The sequence below is a fragment of the Kibdelosporangium aridum genome, assembly GCF_900176515.1.
GTDB lineage: Bacteria > Actinomycetota > Actinomycetes > Mycobacteriales > Pseudonocardiaceae > Kibdelosporangium > Kibdelosporangium aridum.
The window spans coordinates 86,791-99,975 of the sequence record NZ_FWXV01000019.1 but is presented as its reverse complement, the minus strand read 5'-3'; the positions used below and the strand labels follow the sequence as shown (position 1 = coordinate 99,975).

Sequence of the window (13,185 nt, the reverse complement as noted above, 5' to 3'; positions counted from 1 at the left end):
CCGCCGCGCAGCACAGCGGCGTCGCCGCCCTCGACCGCGTTGCTCGCCGTGTTGCCCGACTCCTCGTCAAACCGCCAATGCGCGGCTTGGATGTCGTCCTTGGCCACCAAAGCTCGGACCGCGTCCGTGCTCAGCACCCGGTCATAGACCCGCACGTCGTCAATCGCGCCCTCGAACTGGTTGGGAACACTGCCCATCTGATGACCGATCCGCAGCAGCCCGGTGGCGTTCATTGACGGGAACCGCTGGTCCTCGCCGACGTACGAACCGTTGACGTACAGCCGAATCCGGCCCTCAGCGCGGTCGTAGACACCGACAAGGTGTATCCACTGACCACCATGGTGAGCGGCGGGGGCGCGCACGACGGCGGGTTTGATCTGTGGCCTCTCCGAGTCCTGGTGCGGCACGACGAACGCCCAACTCTTGGTCCCGCCCTCATACGACAGGCACAACCCGCACGTGTTCTGGCCGTCCTGACTCACCACCGCATAGGACTTCACGTCCGCCCGGTCGAGCCTCACCCACGCCGCGACCGAGAAACCCTCATCGGTACGGACAGTGTTCGCCGCGGTGATATGCCCACCCGCAGCCGTGAACCTCGCCGCTGCCCCAGACGCCCCTGGAGTCCAAGTCACGTCACCGACCACCGTGCCGTCCCGCTGGCCCATCAACGCCTCATCCTTCGCGTTGCCGTCCAATGGCCAGTTCGCCTTCGGACCATTGCCCGGCCGAACGTTGAAGTGGTACTCCGTGGTGGCACTGGGGCGTCCCGCACGGTCCACGCTCTGCACAAACAACGCCATCGGGCCGTCCTTCGGTGGCGCCGCGAGCACCGAGGCCCCACCACCCAACGTCACCGCATTGACCTCAACAGGATTGCCGCCAGTGAACCAATACCGATATCTGTCCACATCAGGCACACCGCTCGGGTCGAACCGGAACGCTCCCGGCACCCCCACACCGCCGTACCACGCGTTGTCCGCCTGATACAGATCAGCCGTCACGGTCGGCGCCTTGTCAGGACCAACACGGTCAACCGCGAATGTCGACCCCTGCACCGTCGGGCCGTCCAACAGACCATCGTTACTGCGCACACTCCAGGTGAACGTCCCCTGCTGGTGCCGCCCCAGCACGACCTCTGTCCCGAACACCGAACCACTGGCCAGCCACTGCTCCCGGATACCGATCGTCGCGATGTCCCAGATCGCCCGAACCTGCCCACCATTCGGATCAGTGACCCGCGCCTTCAGCAATATCCGATCATTGTTCACATAGGACACACCAGCGCAGTGGAAACACGGCGCGGGCAAAGGCGGATCCGTCGACAGCTCACTCGGCGCATACGGCGCATGGTTGTACTTCATCCACAACTTCGGGAAATACGGCTGATTGTCCTTCAGCGCGTTCTCAAACCGCTTCCACCCGTTGGGGTTCGCGGACGCCTCGTCCGCGTCAGTCGCCTTGATCCCCAGTGTGACGTTGTCCTGCCGGGCATCCGCGGTCTCCTGGACCGCCGAAGTCACCGTCAAACTCTCCCACTTCGGATCACACTTACCCAGCTTGGATATCGACTGGATCGAATCGAGCACCGAGCCCCACGCAGGCTGATTGTTCCAGGTCGTCGACGGGCCGATCTCACCGGTCTTGCGCACCTCCATCGGCGCGACATCCGCCGGGTTACACGAGTCAGAGTTCTTCCACAACTGGAACAACTGGATCCGCGCGTGATCAATCCGCGCACCAGCAACCCACCGGGTATCGAACCGGAACAACGACCGATCAATCCACTGCGCCGGCCAGTCAGGCGCACGCCCCACCCGCACCACACCCAGCACACGCTCGTCCTCATCCCGAGCAGCGATGTTGAAATGCGCATCGTTCGGCAACGCCTTACGCACCAACGTCCACCCCGACTGGAACGACGTCGTCTCGCTCCAATCCGGATCGATCACCAACGGAAACCCCGCGTCCGGATCGGTCATCAGCCCAGTATCCGGCACCAACGACAACTCGCCACCCGCCACCTGAAGACCCACCGGAGCCGACTTCGCCGGCGGTTGCTCGTGCCCCTTCGCCTTCACAGCAGGGGTTTCCCGCATCCTCGGCGGCGACGCGTAAAACACCAACTTCCCGCTCGCGTCCACCACCTTGCTGTTGCCATGCTCGTCCACCGACACTGTCGCACCAGTCGTGGCCAGATCGAATGAGATCTTCCGCAACGCCGGATTCGCCGCCGCAGCAGGCGTTTTCACCACCAAGTCATGACCGAAACCCAGCAACGTCGCCCGAACCCGCAAATCCACACCCGGCAACACATCCTGATACGTCACGGAATCCCCTGCCAACACAGGCTTGGGCAACACACCGCGCCAACTCAACGCCATCACCGCGCCGCCCGAGGCAATCCGCACCAACGGACCCGTTCCCCCACCGGAGAACACCACATCAGACACCGTCGCCTTCGGCACCACCAGCCCGTCCGGCCGAGTCTGCAAGCCCGTATCCACGCCAACCCACTGGTCACCACGACGCACCCGCTCCGGAAGCACAGACTGCTCCATCGAAAACGACCCATCAGGCTCAGCAACCACCCGCGTCGTCTCCGACGTGCGATCTTCCACCTCGACCGCGGAACCCTGCTTACGCGCAGCCGCCGACGCCGACGCCTCATCAGCAGCCCGCGTGACCACCTGCTCAGCAAACTTCGCTGACGCCACAGGCACCGACAACACCGACACACCCAACAGAACACCAACACACGCGGAAAATGTGCGCAGCCTCAAGCCGCGCACCAACTTGTGGCGCACCATGACGTCGAAGGACCCCCTGGCCCGATTTCACGCGCAGCCCCGACGCCACGCACATCCCACCCTGACCTAGGAAGCTTGGCCCAGGAGCAGATCCCGGCAAAGACTCCATCCAGAGCAATTAGTCACGGCAAACTCACAACAGGCAGGTCCGATGGATGATCAATCCAACTGGAACACCCGAACGGACCTACACACCGACCAGAACCCCTTAAACACAACGACCAAAACCCACCCGCAAGCTAACACCGTCGAATACCGCCGACAACGCTCCGCTCAGAGCCATCCGCCCTCGAACGTAAAGTCGTCGATTAGCGTTCAGCGGACCGACCAGGAATGTCGGACCCACGATGACACTCATGACCAGCATGACACTGGAACGAGTGGTGTAACTCCTGATCTTGAGATGCACCTGATGCCCGATATGATCTCTGGCGTGCCGAACACCGAGGACGCTGACGGCCGCCCAACAGGAAGGCGCCGCGCGTCCCCGGGGCCTTCTCTGCTTCGTCAGCTTGCCGAATGCCAACGCGATCGGCCCAACTCGCCACAGGATCCCGGCCGTGGTCGCACTGGCAGAGAACACCTGGGAATGCGGGCCCCGTGCGCCCCGATCACCTTCAGCACGCGCATACGCGACGGTCAGCACCATCCACAATAGACATTTACGTCCACTGCGGACCATCATCGACGCTGGCCAGATCGACGATCGCTCCCGAAAGTACCAGGTGGCACCGGCGACGATGTGTTCAGGCCTGCAGTCGGGCCGCCACCGAGTAGGTGTCGACGAAGTTGCCCGGGTCAGCTTGCGCTTCTTCAACTGGACCGCGACCGCCTCCTCGTCGCCCCAGTTGCCCTGGCCGCTCGCGAGCTCCACCGCGAACGCCCGCAACGCGTCCTTGAACTGATCGAGCTTCTCCGGCGTGATCCGCGCATCCCCGAAACTGGGGTCGCTTGCGTGCTCACCAAGCTGCTTGGGTGGAGCATGACCAACTCGCTGATGACGCCCGGGTGCCGTTTCCGGGCCCACCGGACGCTCCCACCGAGCTGGTCCACATCGTCCTTGTGAATGGTGTTACTTGTGCTCTCAGTCTTAACGTTCTCCACCGGCACGGCGTGCCGATGCGCCGCCGCGGCCTTTCGCCCAACCGGGTCGACGACGCCATCCACCTCTACAACCTCTGCTGATCCCTGGCGCAAGTCGGCCGACACCTGGGCGTTGCCCACACCACCGTGCTGACCACACTGCGCGAACATGGTGTCCCCACCCGAGACACCCACAGACGCCCGCGCACCGAAGCGGGTGATCCTCGATGACCCGACCCGCAGCTGAATCGACAACTCGATCAGGTCCGGATGGGGCCATCGTCGTGAAGGCCGTCACCGTGATCATCGGCGTCGTCGTCGGCCTCACCGTCCTGTTCGGCTTCGGCAACGCCGACCACGAGCCGTGGCCAGTAGCACCCCTGACCTAGACAACACCAGCCCCAATAAACACAACACCTTACGGGATTAGAACCCGGAACAGCCGCTGGCCAGCAAAAACCCTCTCGCTCATGTCGTTAGCGAGTGGGTTACTCTGCGTACAGGACCGCAGGTCAGAACGCAAAAATCGAACTACCGGTGGACCTAACGTGTCAGCATAAGAACCAGGAAGTCACAGCTCAGGGGCCAGAGCTGGTGATCAAGCCGGTCGCACTCCGGAGAAGGACCTGACCACAACACCAGCTCAGACCTGATATGCGATGAGCGAACGTTGATGGCTCTCCGCCTAGAGTCTCGCTGTTTTGCGAGCGGCGTCACATGCGAGTAAGACGGATCTTGACTTGGTGGTTGTGTTCAGCGTGCCAGATCACCTCACCGGTGACTTGCGCAGCCACCGCGGGAAGTTCAGCGCCTTGCGGCATCGCAGTGATCTCGGCGAGGCCCACTGCATCAGGTGTGCCATCAATACGAATGAAGACTCCGAACGGCTGGCGGGCGATGACCTCACCCGTAACTTGGGTCCCCAGGGGCAAGGCAGCAACTGTCGCAGGCCACGCCAGGCGCGCCCGCTCGCCAAGCTGCCCATCTTCAGGCCACGAGTAGTGCTCATAGCCAAACAATAGGCGCGGAACCCGCTCACGCTGCTTGAGCGAGCGTTGAGCACCGGCGCAGTCGACAACCGTGCTTGACCGCGCTGGTTGGGATCGGGCCCCGGGTTGGTTCGAGCGGTATCATATTTTGATCATGAAACCGCTGGTCAGTGACCTGTGTGGACCTAACATGTCAGCATAAGAACCAGGAAGTGCTGGCAGATGGTCCGGAAGTGCTCATCCGACCGGTGCGGACCCCGCGCCGTGACGTGACCGCGGCGCGCCCTCGTAGCCGACGAGCGGACGTTCGCCCAGAGAGGGGCGTACCCAGTCACGAAGGGCCGGCATCACTCGTCGTGGAGTGGGGTGAAAGACGAGAAGAGTTGCGTGGCCTCCGGAACCTCGGCGATCGGCACGTAGTCGCATGCCTCGGCGTACCGCGCCCACATCTGGCCCACGGTCGGGTTGGTGTGCGCGGCCTCCATCGCCGTGCACCAGGGCGCGGCGCACTGAGCCAATACCGGTCGTTTGCCAGTATCGAGTTGTGAGACTGACACCCGGGACAGCCCTCGACTACGCCGACGACGTGCTCAGCAGAGCAGAGACGATCTGGCATGCCGTGCGCGGTTCAGGGAAGCTTTACGGCGCCTACGTTGAGGCAGTTCGTGACACCTTCCCCACCCTCAAGCAGGTCTTCGTGTCACCAGACCTGAGTGCTGGTCTGCATTCGACGGCGTACTGGCAGCTCGTGGCGATCCGTAGCATGGCGCCAGACAGGTCAGTTGACCGTCCTCTTGCCAGGGTGATGAGAGAGCCGGCCGATCTTACGGTACGACATGCACTCATCACCGAGATCGAGTCCCAGGTCCAAGCCTTGAAGCAGGCACGCGTCGAGCTTGACGCTTGGAAGGAGCTCGCCGCACGGCCAGGTCTGCCCATCGTGTACGACACGAACATGCTGAACCACTGGAGACAACCCGGCGACATCCGGTGGAGAGACGTGTTCAAAGCCGCAGGCGAGAACGTCCCACAGACGCGGCTCGTCATACCCCTCCGTGTCATCGATGAACTCGACCGGCAAAAGTACGGACAAGGCGATCTCGCACGGAAGGCGGCGACTGCGATCCGATACCTCGAGCGCGTTCTAAAGAACAGCCAGCCAGGTGAGGCAGTCCGATTGCGCGAGGACACCACTCTGGAGATTTGGGTGGACACTGACGACCGTGGTGAAGATGCGGATCTGTCAATTCTTCGGAGCGCCGCAGACCTAGAAACCCTCCACCCGACCACCGGAGTTCGAGTACTGACCGACGACGTCGGCATGCGCCTGCGCGCGAAACAGATGCGGCTGAAGACATTTCGACTTCCGGAAGATCATCGCAAGCCCGGTACAGCCCTCGACGAGGCGCCAGCGCAAGATGGCCGCTAAGAAGAACCTACCTAGTCATCGATGTCCCATCTTGAACTGGTAGTTCGCATGCCGACACACCCGACCCGGAAAACGCTGGTCAGTCCTGCGGACCTGACGGCCGCTGTCCCCGCGGCCACGCGTTTACGGCCTCTTTAGGTTCGTGCCGCTGTAGCCATTTGCGCGCGGCCGCCTCCCCGAAGCCATGTGACCGGAGGACGTCAATGGCATTTGCTCGAATGGTCCGCTCGCGGTCTAGGTCGTCCAGGTGAGCCTTCATAAGCGCCACCACGTCGTCGTGGTCGAGGTCATAGCGACCGTTGACCTTCTGAGCAAACCGCGGCAGAAGCTTGTAGTAGCGGCGTTCGCTGATCCCGATCTGTGTCCACGGGTAACCTTCCGGCGCCTCCGCCTTCCTGTGCTCCATGACGGCGATGTTCGCCTTGCGTCGCACGTACCGACGGGTTGCCTCGGCGCCTTGAGCCGGGTCGAATCCGGGGCGGATCAGTTGTTCGAGCAGCGTCGCGGCTGCAGACGCACTGTTCGGAGCACGGGTTCCACGCTGAATGCGCTCGACCTGACGCGGATACGCCTTCGCGACGGCATTCGCCAGTGCTGGCTCGTCGCTCCCGACGTAGCCGTGCCAATACCCCTTCAAGACCACCTGGCACGCGATCTCTTGTGGAGTCGAGATGGAGTCCAGGGTGATGGTCGGGACACCATGGCTATGGATTGCCTTCGAGAACTTGCTCCACCGCCGATTGTGGGGCCGCTGGCCCCCCTCAGGCCAGATGCGCGCTGTGAACGCCCAGTCTGCTGGTTGTTGTGTCATCCGGGCCACAATCAGGGTGGGCTCGACGGCTGCGAGCGGTATGAGCTCGCCGCCTGTCGTGGTGTCGTCCAGAAGCAGTTCGATGAGCCGTCCGTCGTCCTCGTGCTCGTTCGTTACCCAGATGAGACGGCGAGTGATTTGGATCCACCACCCAGCGACAGAGACCCCAAGGATCGGAACACTAAGTCGAACGGCAGGATCCATGACCCGGCGCATGAGTTTCATTCGCTGCTCGCGGTCCACAGATGTTCCGAGCCAATGGACGACATAGTCTCTCGACAGGCGCCCCGTTTGCGACGCTTCGGCTACGAATTGACCAGCAAACCAAAGTGCCTCGGCGACTCGTGCGGCCTTCGGTGCTGGGGCAGCCAAGGACAAGACCTGCATGACAGTCGCTCTCTGGCGGCCAACCGGGTCGGGGATCGCCCATGCTCCCTCCACAGGTTCCATCGAACCAAGCTGCAAATCCGGGATGTCCGCGAAGGGCAAGCCGTTGGGCTCGATGACCTCGGTCGCCAGGCGGGGTGGACCGAAGCTACGGCCGGACAAGATGTCTATGTCGCGGCCGCTCTGGACGAGCGCGTCCTTCAGCATGCGACGGTCAGGGTTGCCACCGATCTCCTGAGCGAGCTCTTCGACGAGGCTCTCGGACCAATGCCAATGTCCCATCTGGGCAGTATACGAGAGTGTGAAGAATCTTCCTGCAGGTCGGAGACGGCGCACGGGCATTGCCGTTCCGGGCCGGGGTGGTCATGATGGGCGCCGTCCGACATTCCCATCGCGACGCGAGGATGCGGAAGCTCGCGAGCTGTTGGCGATCGTGAAGCGGGGGCAGATTCTCGGGTTCGGCGCACTGATCATCACGCTCGCAACCATCGTGACGCTCGCCGCGATTGGCCACCCCTGGGTGGCCGGCATCGTGGCTACCCCCGGGTTGGCTGTTATCGTGGCGATCTTCGTGACCGGTCAGTACAACCCTGCTCGGGGTCACAACGCTGAAGTCGCATCGCGCCGGTCCGTCCGACCACCTCAACAAGAACTACCCGTCGCGCCCCCGCCTCCTAGTAGCGCAATCGAGTAGCAGAGAACGTCACTGGTGATGGCACCACACCTCGACGGCTGACAGAACCACATGATCGCCCCGACTTGACGCAACTGGTCGACAGGCCACGTGACTTGATCAAGTAACTGAAGAACGACGACTCTGATCTGCAACGTATCGTGCCGCGACACATGCAGAAGGGCCGGCGAGCTCCTCGGCCTGCGGAGCCACAGGATTGAAGATCTCAAGCAGGTCGAAGCCTGCCGAAGCTAGGTACAGCTCAATCTCACGAGGGAAAAGGACGCGACGGCGGATGACATCCTGCGCTTCGGCGCCATCAGCGAACCGCCATCGACGGTACATAGTGTTGATCTGAGTGCGGAGATCCCACTCGTAGCTGACGGTGACTTCCGCGTCCTGGTCCGGGGTTCGCACCATATTGGACTTTGGGATCGGCTGTTGGATAGGTGAGATTGTCGTAAGCAAGACCAACGTGGTGCCTATGGACCGTCCCGCCAACACCGGCTGGAGGTGATGGCTGATGCAGTTGCCGCACCGGCTGATCTTGGTCACCCCGACCGAACTGGTCGACGAGTACGACAACCCCACCCCCGCCCTGGACTACGGCCCGGCCGCGCCCCGCCGCACCGTCTGGGGTCTGCTGCAACCCACAGCGTCGGCCGAAACCGCCGAGCCTGGTCGGGTGCCGGTCACCAAGTCGTGGCGGCTGTTCACCGTCCAGCCCATCGCCACCCGGGAGCGAGTCGAGTGGAACGGCCGTGTCCTGGAGATCGACGGGGAACCTGCGCGCACGAAGCCACACTGACCACTGTGGAGGGATGACAAACATGTCGGCATTCGACGGCGTTCAGATCGACCGGGCCGGGGTCGCCGAGATCCTGTCCTCGCCCGAGATCACCGAAGCGGTGCACCAGCTGGCCGAACAGGTCGCCGAGACCGCCCGCGCCCAAGGCCACCGGGTCACGTCCGGCGAGCTCCTGCCCATCGAGGTGTTCAGCGATCCCGGCCGTGACCGGGCCGGTTCCACCGTGGCGATCCGTCACCCGGCCGGGGTCGGCATGGAGGCCCACCACGGCGTGCTGAAGCGCGCTGCCACAGCGGCCGGGTTGGACGTGCACGGCCTGGACGGGGCCGACTCGTGAGTGTGGCTGTCCCGGTCGACGTGGCCGAGCTGGTGGTGCGGGCGTTGCGGGGCCTGTTGGCCGGGCGTCTTGAACCGGTCGTGGCGGGGGTGAAGGTGTCGACCGAGACCGGGCGCGGCCCGAACGGCGGCCCGCCCTCGCTGCCCTGGCTGCTGGTCGCCGAGGACGGCCACACCTGGGCGTGGCCCGCTGTCCAGCGGGCGATGATTCGCCTGACCTGCTGGCATCGCACCCCGCACAGCAGCAAGGCCCTCGCCGGGCTTGCCCTGGGCGTGCTCTGCGCTCCTGGCTCGTCGCGACCGTGGACGGCAGAGCCGGTTACCGGGCCGTTGGCCGGGATTGATCCGTCCACCGACGCGCCGTTGGCCCCGGCCGCGGTTGCGCTTCGGGTGCGCACGCCCGCTGAGGCGGGTTAGCCGGGCAGCGACCAGCCGAGCAGCACCGTCGTGCCGCGCGGGGTGTGTGCCAGCCGGAACACGTCCGACAGACGCTCCATCATGGGCAGGCCGCGCCCGCGCATCCCGGACGTGGCTGAGGGTGGACGCCAGCACCCGTGATCGGACACGATGATCCGGGCCGCGTCGGCTAGACGGGTGCAGGCCGCAAACAGTGTCAGCGTGCCGGGGCGTCTGGATAGGCGTGGTCGACGGCGTTGCTGACGGCCTCGTCGGCGGCCAGGACAACATCCTGCCCTTGGGCGGTCGATAAACCGATCCGCTGGATCCAGTCGGTGACCTTGGCGCGCGCCACCTGGACTTGATCCGGCACGGCGGCGAACTGGGTGTAGATGTGCGGCCGGGTGATATCGGCCCGCGACACCACCTCAGCGGCGAACGACGGCAGCGTGGCGGCCCACGCATGCAGGCGGGTGACTATCGGCAGGGAACTATGGTCCTCGATCATAAGCGCGTCGTCACCCGCCCCGGGAATGGCGTCATTGGCTCCCATAAGGGGACATACCCACCGGATTTCGCGCTAACCGGTCGGTGACGACTTAGGCCGAGCGTGCATCCTCGATCGTGGGATAGAGCGAGAGCACCTGATCCAGCCCGGTGACTTCGATAACCCGGTGCACAATCGTGGCCCCATCGACCACGCGCACCTGGCGCCCGGCCTGCTTAGCCTCGTAATCGGCCTGGACCAGAACCCGCAGCCCGACCGATCCCAGAAACGCCACCTCACCCAGGTTCAGGATCACCACAAGTGCCGCGCTGTCCAGACCCGCACTCACTGCATCAGCGAACTCGGGTTGCGAGCCCATGTCGATCTCGCCGCTGATGTGCACCACGGTGGCGTGCTCACCGGGCTCGACCGTCCACACGAGTCCTGGTTCTTGGTTGTTCGACACGGCTTGGTCACTCTCGTCCGGGCCACGACATAACGTCACGCTTTGTTACACCCGTTCACGTGGTGTAACAAACTCCTCGCGCGTCACCCTATCCCGCACATTCCGGCAGCGGCCCCACCACCAGAGCGCGTCCGCTGTCGTCCGTCCCAATGGAGGCTCATACCTCCGCCATACGGGGGATGACCTCTGCACGATCCTTGTGGAGGTCATCTATTCATGGCACTCAACAGTGCCCTTGTCCGTGTCGCCGGAACCGGCGAAATCTCCCTGGCCAAGGCAGGCACCCCGGAACCCCCGGACGCCACCACCCCGCTACCCGCCGCATGGACCGGTCTGGGTCTGTCCACCTCGGACGGTGTGACGGCGCGGCGCTCAGTGGATAAGCAGGGCACCGAGCATTGGCAGCAACTCACCCCGGCGCGCTACATCTACCAGGGCCAGGAACTCACCGTCGCCTCGACGTTCCAGGAGTCCAAAGCGGTCGTGCTCGGCGTCTACTTCGGCGGCATGACCTTTGTGGAAACCGCGCAGGGCAGCAAGAAGTACCGCGCGGAGATCTCCAGCGTCCCACGCAGTGACGTGCGCGCGTTGTGTGTGGACTGGACCGATTTCATCAGCGACACCGAGATCTACCACCACCGGCTCTACCTGCCCCGCGCCGAAGTGTCGGAAACCGAAGACGCCCAATGGTCCCGCAGCCAGGAAAACCGGTGGGGCATGACCTTCGCGACACTGGCGCCGGTCGGCGGGTCCACCGTGCTGGGCGTGTGGCTGACCGACGACCCCGCCGTGCTGGCAACCCCGCCCGCGCTCACAGCAGGCAAGGCGAGCTGATGTCGGAGTTCACCGATAAGCAGCGTCAGGAACTGGTGGACGTCCTGCTGACCGTGGAGGCGTCCGAGGGGTACATGCGGGCCTGCGACAGAGCGGATGCCGCCCGCTACGGCTGGACCCGGCCGCGGGCCTCGCCGCTGACTGTCCGGCTGGAAACCGCCTCGCTCATCCTGCGCGCCTTACTGACCACCACACCCGAACCGACCAGCACGACCAGACAGGAGACACCCGAGTGAGCACCAGCCAACGTGCCGAAGCGACCCGTAAACCCGCCCCTGCCGGTGGTCCTGCCGTGATGTGGCGGGGCAAGCGTTTCCGGCTGCCGACCCCGGCCGCGATGCCGCTGGAAGCGCCACCCTGCGCTTCGCCACCGCAGTCATCGCGTTCCTCGTCGGTATCCACCGAGGGATCCGCTACATCCGCGACACCCGCCGATCGCGCTAACCAGAGGCCCCTCAGTCCTCGTCACCAACGCCCCGAACGGATTTCTCGTGGCCGCCAACAGACAACCGAAAAGCAAAGCAGCTACCACACCCCTGTCCTCACAGGTCAAACCGATCCACAGTGCACAATGACGCCTCCGCAACATCAACATCACACCCTGGAGGTTGTATCTCGTTGAGCAGCGCTTTGAACACCACGCTTCCGGGATCAGCCATGGGAAACAACGAGATCAGGCGGCGACAGAGCGCCTGCCGCCGCTCGTTCTTCAACTTCGCCGCTGCGGCGGCTTCCCGTTGCGGACGCATCCGTTCTTCGCGTTCACGGTCGCGTTCCTGCTGCATCCGCGTGAACGAGTCCTTGGTGTTGACCATCTGGCGCACGCTGGCTACTAGGCCCTGAGCCTTTAGCGCATCTTCTGACCAGCAGGTGGAGAAGTCTTTCCATTCGACGACACGGCGTAGGACCAGCCGCCGAGCGTTCAGCCCGGCATCGCCTTGTTCGTTGATTCGCTTGATCACTGTTCGAACAATCTCGTACTTGTTGATCGAGGCGCGGTCCGTGTCGACGCGACGCTGCAAGTCAGCGAGGTACTCTGGGCTGACGCCGCACGCACGGAAGAAATCCACGGCGTCGGCCTTTGAACGGCGCAGCAACGGGATGACGTCCACCAGGAGTGCAGTCAGGTCAGGCGGATAGTGATGTGGGCCCGAGGCGTTGGTCATCGATCACCTCCAAGCTGCGTGACGAGCAACGATTTTCTCACGCCGTCAGATCTCATCGATCCAACCGTCACCATGGTTGTCACCTGCCAGGTCTTGCTTGTGGCAGGCGATACGCAGACACCACGTGCACCTCTTCCAATCGCGGCATGACCTAGAGCGTTGGTCGTCGTGGTGTCCTACCGGTATTGGCGCTGTTGTGCGGTACGGACTGCGGCTTTGAGCTCGGCGGGTAGTTCGACCACGGCAATGTCGATGGCGAAGGTGCGCAGGGCATGGGCTGCCCAGGATCGTGCGGCGGTGAAATGGTAGGCGGCTTCCGAATCGCACAGGCACAACACCAGCCGAGGCGCGACCGGCAAGCCCGCAGCGACATGGAGCAGCTTGAGGGCGTCGGCCAACACCTTGTGCTTCTGCGCGACCTTCGGTGGTCCCTGATGCGCCCACGCCTCAACCAAGATCGACATCATAATCAGGGGGTCAACCCTTGCGATCTTGTGAGAGAGTCATTCG

General features: G+C 63.7%; 17 protein-coding genes. 7 read left to right on the top strand and 10 right to left on the bottom strand.

Features of this window, described 5'->3' with window-relative positions; translation table 11 throughout:
• Together B9C43_RS52310 and B9C43_RS56330 are read right to left on the bottom strand one after the other, a co-directional pair.
• A partial coding sequence (locus B9C43_RS52310; protein WP_160097362.1) for a LamG-like jellyroll fold domain-containing protein occupies positions 1 to 2,549 on the bottom strand: 2,549 nt, incomplete at its 3' end.
• A gap of 469 nt (positions 2,550 to 3,018) precedes the next feature.
• On the bottom strand, positions 3,019 to 3,837 hold the full coding sequence (locus B9C43_RS56330; RefSeq protein ID WP_143447220.1) for a hypothetical protein: 819 nt from the start codon (positions 3,835 to 3,837) through the stop codon (positions 3,019 to 3,021).
• A gap of 283 nt (positions 3,838 to 4,120) precedes the next feature.
• Here B9C43_RS56330 and B9C43_RS57270 point away from each other — a divergent pair, with 283 nt between their 5' ends.
• Positions 4,121 to 4,282, top strand: coding sequence for a hypothetical protein (locus B9C43_RS57270; protein ID WP_160097360.1), 162 nt, complete (start codon positions 4,121 to 4,123; stop codon positions 4,280 to 4,282).
• Positions 4,283 to 4,606: 324 nt separating this feature from the next.
• On the opposite strand, the gene B9C43_RS52295 is transcribed toward B9C43_RS57270, so the two are convergent.
• Both B9C43_RS52295 and B9C43_RS57265 read right to left on the bottom strand, forming a co-directional pair.
• Positions 4,607 to 4,825: a S1 domain-containing protein gene (locus B9C43_RS52295; protein WP_200826101.1), complete on the bottom strand. Its 219-nt coding sequence runs from the start codon at positions 4,823 to 4,825 to the stop codon at positions 4,607 to 4,609.
• Between the two features lie 404 nt (positions 4,826 to 5,229).
• Positions 5,230 to 5,367 carry a hypothetical protein gene (locus B9C43_RS57265; RefSeq protein WP_160097358.1) on the bottom strand — a complete coding sequence of 46 codons (138 nt, stop codon included), beginning with the start codon at positions 5,365 to 5,367 and terminating at the stop codon, positions 5,230 to 5,232.
• A 59-nt stretch (positions 5,368 to 5,426) separates the two neighbouring features.
• Between B9C43_RS57265 and B9C43_RS52290 the strand changes: the two genes are divergently transcribed.
• On the top strand, positions 5,427 to 6,311 hold the full coding sequence (locus B9C43_RS52290; protein WP_160097357.1) for a PIN domain-containing protein: 885 nt from the start codon (positions 5,427 to 5,429) through the stop codon (positions 6,309 to 6,311).
• A gap of 79 nt (positions 6,312 to 6,390) precedes the next feature.
• Here the strand turns inward: B9C43_RS52290 and B9C43_RS52285 are convergent, their stop codons facing one another.
• Complete coding sequence (locus B9C43_RS52285) at positions 6,391 to 7,791, bottom strand: hypothetical protein (protein WP_084434671.1); 1,401 nt, start codon at positions 7,789 to 7,791, stop codon at positions 6,391 to 6,393.
• 914 nt (positions 7,792 to 8,705) lie between these two features.
• On the opposite strand from B9C43_RS52285, the gene B9C43_RS52270 reads away from it, so the two are divergent.
• The 3 genes from B9C43_RS52270 to B9C43_RS52260 are packed head-to-tail and all read left to right on the top strand — an operon-like array spanning position 8,706 to position 9,743.
• Positions 8,706 to 8,990, top strand: coding sequence for a head-tail adaptor protein (locus B9C43_RS52270; protein WP_084434668.1), 285 nt, complete (start codon positions 8,706 to 8,708; stop codon positions 8,988 to 8,990).
• A 22-nt stretch (positions 8,991 to 9,012) separates the two neighbouring features.
• A complete protein-coding gene (locus B9C43_RS52265) occupies positions 9,013 to 9,327 on the top strand; it encodes a hypothetical protein (RefSeq protein WP_084434667.1) in 315 nt (104 codons plus the stop codon).
• Positions 9,324 to 9,743: a hypothetical protein gene (locus B9C43_RS52260; protein WP_143447219.1), complete on the top strand. Its 420-nt coding sequence runs from the start codon at positions 9,324 to 9,326 to the stop codon at positions 9,741 to 9,743. Before B9C43_RS52265 ends, B9C43_RS52260 begins: the two co-directional genes overlap by 4 nt.
• On the opposite strand, the gene B9C43_RS56325 is transcribed toward B9C43_RS52260, so the two are convergent.
• The 3 genes from B9C43_RS56325 to B9C43_RS52250 form a co-directional block, all read right to left on the bottom strand.
• Positions 9,740 to 9,937 carry an ATP-binding protein gene (locus B9C43_RS56325; protein ID WP_407657188.1) on the bottom strand — a complete coding sequence of 66 codons (198 nt, stop codon included), beginning with the start codon at positions 9,935 to 9,937 and terminating at the stop codon, positions 9,740 to 9,742. The genes B9C43_RS52260 and B9C43_RS56325 overlap by 4 nt on opposite strands.
• Positions 9,938 to 9,939: 2 nt before the next feature.
• The gene (locus B9C43_RS52255; protein ID WP_160097355.1) at positions 9,940 to 10,230 is read right to left on the bottom strand and encodes an ATP-binding protein; all 291 of its coding nucleotides are present in this window, start codon (positions 10,228 to 10,230) and stop codon (positions 9,940 to 9,942) included.
• Between the two features lie 91 nt (positions 10,231 to 10,321).
• Positions 10,322 to 10,648: an STAS domain-containing protein gene (locus B9C43_RS52250; RefSeq protein ID WP_160097353.1), complete on the bottom strand. Its 327-nt coding sequence runs from the start codon at positions 10,646 to 10,648 to the stop codon at positions 10,322 to 10,324.
• Between the two features lie 243 nt (positions 10,649 to 10,891).
• On the opposite strand from B9C43_RS52250, the gene B9C43_RS52245 reads away from it, so the two are divergent.
• Positions 10,892 to 11,509: a phage tail tube protein gene (locus tag B9C43_RS52245; RefSeq protein ID WP_084434663.1), complete on the top strand. Its 618-nt coding sequence runs from the start codon at positions 10,892 to 10,894 to the stop codon at positions 11,507 to 11,509.
• Positions 11,509 to 11,745 carry a hypothetical protein gene (locus B9C43_RS52240; protein WP_084434662.1) on the top strand — a complete coding sequence of 79 codons (237 nt, stop codon included), beginning with the start codon at positions 11,509 to 11,511 and terminating at the stop codon, positions 11,743 to 11,745. Before B9C43_RS52245 ends, B9C43_RS52240 begins: the two co-directional genes overlap by 1 nt.
• A gap of 306 nt (positions 11,746 to 12,051) precedes the next feature.
• Here B9C43_RS52240 and B9C43_RS52235 read toward each other — a convergent pair whose 3' ends face one another.
• Both B9C43_RS52235 and B9C43_RS52230 read right to left on the bottom strand, forming a co-directional pair.
• Positions 12,052 to 12,675: a hypothetical protein gene (locus tag B9C43_RS52235; RefSeq protein ID WP_084434661.1), complete on the bottom strand. Its 624-nt coding sequence runs from the start codon at positions 12,673 to 12,675 to the stop codon at positions 12,052 to 12,054.
• 176 nt (positions 12,676 to 12,851) lie between these two features.
• The gene (locus B9C43_RS52230; RefSeq protein ID WP_143447217.1) at positions 12,852 to 13,130 is read right to left on the bottom strand and encodes a hypothetical protein; all 279 of its coding nucleotides are present in this window, start codon (positions 13,128 to 13,130) and stop codon (positions 12,852 to 12,854) included.
• Between the last annotated feature and the right edge of the window lie 55 nt (positions 13,131 to 13,185).

Bases quoted from the DNA above. Each gene is read 5' to 3' on its own strand.
- B9C43_RS57270 (WP_160097360.1), top strand. From the start codon at position 4,121: ATGACCCGACCCGCAGCTGAATCGACAACTCGATCAGGTCCGGATGGG.
- B9C43_RS57265 (WP_160097358.1), bottom strand. From the start codon at position 5,367: ATGGAGGCCGCGCACACCAACCCGACCGTGGGCCAGATGTGGGCGCGG.
- B9C43_RS52285 (WP_084434671.1), bottom strand. From the start codon at position 7,791: ATGGGACATTGGCATTGGTCCGAGAGCCTCGTCGAAGAGCTCGCTCAG.
- B9C43_RS52270 (WP_084434668.1), top strand. From the start codon at position 8,706: ATGCAGTTGCCGCACCGGCTGATCTTGGTCACCCCGACCGAACTGGTC.
- B9C43_RS52265 (WP_084434667.1), top strand. From the start codon at position 9,013: ATGTCGGCATTCGACGGCGTTCAGATCGACCGGGCCGGGGTCGCCGAG.
- B9C43_RS52255 (WP_160097355.1), bottom strand. From the start codon at position 10,230: ATGATCGAGGACCATAGTTCCCTGCCGATAGTCACCCGCCTGCATGCG.
- B9C43_RS52245 (WP_084434663.1), top strand. From the start codon at position 10,892: ATGGCACTCAACAGTGCCCTTGTCCGTGTCGCCGGAACCGGCGAAATC.
- B9C43_RS52240 (WP_084434662.1), top strand. From the start codon at position 11,509: ATGTCGGAGTTCACCGATAAGCAGCGTCAGGAACTGGTGGACGTCCTG.
- B9C43_RS52235 (WP_084434661.1), bottom strand. From the start codon at position 12,675: ATGACCAACGCCTCGGGCCCACATCACTATCCGCCTGACCTGACTGCA.